The organism is Lysinibacillus halotolerans (assembly GCF_003711845.1).
Classification (GTDB): Bacteria; Bacillota; Bacilli; order Bacillales_A; family Planococcaceae; genus Ureibacillus; species Ureibacillus halotolerans.
Genome location: NZ_RHLQ01000097.1, coordinates 1 through 2357, shown reverse-complemented (window position 1 = coordinate 2357; position 2357 = coordinate 1). Strand labels below are relative to the sequence as shown.

Below are 2357 nucleotides of genomic sequence, written 5' to 3'. Positions count from 1 at the left end.
TGTGTATGGCAAAATAAAAATGCAGAGCTTTGCAAAGGAAAAATGCAGAGTCCTTCACTAATTTTGTGCAAAAAAAATAGACTTGCCAGTCACCCCAAGTCCCCGCTACATTAATTGTGTCGAAGCAATTTTGTAGTGGAGGTTAAGAAAGGATGCTAGCAATGTCTGATATTAATTGTATCAAAAAGTTAAGAAATGAAAAAGGTCTTTCAATCTCTGAGATTCAAAGAACTATGAAAATAAATTGGAGAACCGCTAAGAAGTATGCGGATGAAGATCAAATACCGCAGGAAAAATTATTTAAAAAGAAAGGAATGATGTATGAAGAGAAATGGGGAGAGATTGTATCAGATTGGCTATTTGAGGATTCAAAATTAAAGAAAAAGTCCAGAAGGACAAAGAAGCAAATGTTTGAGGAATTAAAGGATTTAGGGTTTCAGGGATCTTATCGAACGGTTTGTTACTTTATCTCTGAATGGAAAAATACACATCAAGAGGAAAAGGACAACGGTTATGAAAGATTAGAACACCCTCCGGGTGAAGCACAAGTGGATTTCGGAGTTATGGAGGCAGTTCAAGATGGAGAAATTGTCGATATTCATGCTTTAGTGATGTCATTTCCGAATAGTAATGCAGGTTATTCAGTGCCTTTACCTTCTGAAAATCAAGAATGCTTTCTATACGGCCTTAACATTCTATTTAAACAAGTTGGAGGAGTACCAAAAAGGATAAGGATAGATAACTTAACTCCAGCAGTCAAAAAAACTAGAACAAAAATTGAAGAAGCCCAACTAACCGATGAATTTATACAATTTCAAAACTATTACGGCTTCGACGTTCAGGTATGTAATCCTCGCAGTGGGCATGAGAAGGGAAATGTAGAGAATAAGGTAGGGTATGTACGTTATAATTTCTTTACTTCGGCACCAATCATGGAAAGTTATGAAAGTTTGACAGATCAATTATTTCATAGATTGGAAGCTGATCGTAATAGAATCCATTACTCTAAAAACGTACGGATAGAAGATTTATGGCAAGAAGAAAAGAAATATCTACTCGCATTGCCTGAAAAGCCATACCCTGTGTTTAAAGAGGAATTTGTTAAAGTTAATAAATACAATGAAATAAAAGTTGATCAGTCGTTAATTCATGTACCAAAGGGTGCCAATTATAATCAGTTACAAATGATACTCACATGGGATCAATTAAAAATTGTTTCACCTAACGGTGAAATATTATTGGATGACTATCGCCCATATATGAAAAAACGTAAAGCTTTACCATGGCTATCCATCATTAAGACATGGATTCAAAAACCGCGAGTAGTGGAATATTCCCGCTACACTAAGTATCTACCAGGAAGAGTTAAGGAGTTTTTGTTAGTTGATAACTTGATTATTCGTCGAAAAAGATTAAATGGCTTAGCAAATTTATTAGTTACTCATGATATGAAGGGTATTAATGAAAATTTTTATGAATTAATTGCGGAGGAAAAGTTGCCTGGTGAAAATGATCCATATGAGGTAGATTGGATTAAATATGATTCATTAGCCCCTATAGAGGAGGTCGCCAATGAAACAAAATATTAGAGAAATCTGCAAAACTTTAAGACTAGCTTATGTTGCGGATGTATATGAAAAAATTAGTTTTGAAAATCCAGAGCAATTCCTGTATGGGGTACTTGATGAAGAATTAAAATTAAGAGAAAATGCCAAAATTAATCGGTTAATGAAAAAAGCTAAATTCTTAGATAAAAAAAGCCTACATACTTACGAGTGGACCGAACAGATTCGGTTCCCTCCCCATTTAACTAAAGAGGAATTGTGTAGTTTAAAATTTATTGAAAACCGACAAAATATAGTTTTAGTTGGTTCACCAGGAACAGGTAAGACTCATTTAGCTACAGGATTAGGTAGAAAAGCTTGTGAACGAGGGTACGAGGTCCGCTTTTATCGAATTGCACACTTGGTTGAGGAATTAGAACAAGCATTGCATAATCACCGTTTATCAGTATTTAGAAAGCGCATGGAGAAGGTAGATTTAGTTATTTTAGATGAAATGGGTTATTTACCATTTAGTAAAGAAGGAGCTGAATTATTATTTCAAATCATTTCGGAGTTTTACGAGCAAAAAAGCGTGATTATTACATCCAACTTGGAATTTAGTCAATGGAACAAAATATTTACAGACTCTCGATTAACAGCAGCGTTAGTGGACAGACTAATTCATCACGCTCATATTATTTCATTTCATGGTGAGAGTTATAGACTGTCCCACGCACTGTCAAAAAGAAACTAATTGGGTGGCAAACTTCTGCATTTTTAATTGCATTTTTCTGCACTTTTCTATTGCAAAAT

The 2357-nt window shown here is 34.5% G+C and carries 2 protein-coding genes; both read left to right on the top strand.

Annotated features, from left to right (window positions below; all coding sequences use genetic code 11):
- Positions 1-161 precede the first annotated feature (161 nt).
- Complete coding sequence (gene istA, locus EC501_RS18225; RefSeq protein ID WP_338322908.1) at positions 162-1589, top strand: IS21 family transposase; 1428 nt, start codon at positions 162-164, stop codon at positions 1587-1589.
- Entirely contained in the window at positions 1573-2298 is a 726-nt protein-coding gene (gene istB / locus EC501_RS18220; RefSeq protein WP_122973751.1) for an IS21-like element helper ATPase IstB, read from the top strand. The genes istA and istB overlap by 17 nt, the downstream gene beginning before the upstream one ends.
- Positions 2299-2357 lie beyond the last annotated feature (59 nt).

Excerpts from the sequence above, each read along its gene's own strand:
- istB (WP_122973751.1), top strand. The coding sequence starts at position 1,573 with ATGAAACAAAATATTAGAGAAATCTGCAAAACTTTAAGACTAGCTTAT.
- istA (WP_338322908.1), top strand. The coding sequence starts at position 162 with ATGTCTGATATTAATTGTATCAAAAAGTTAAGAAATGAAAAAGGTCTT.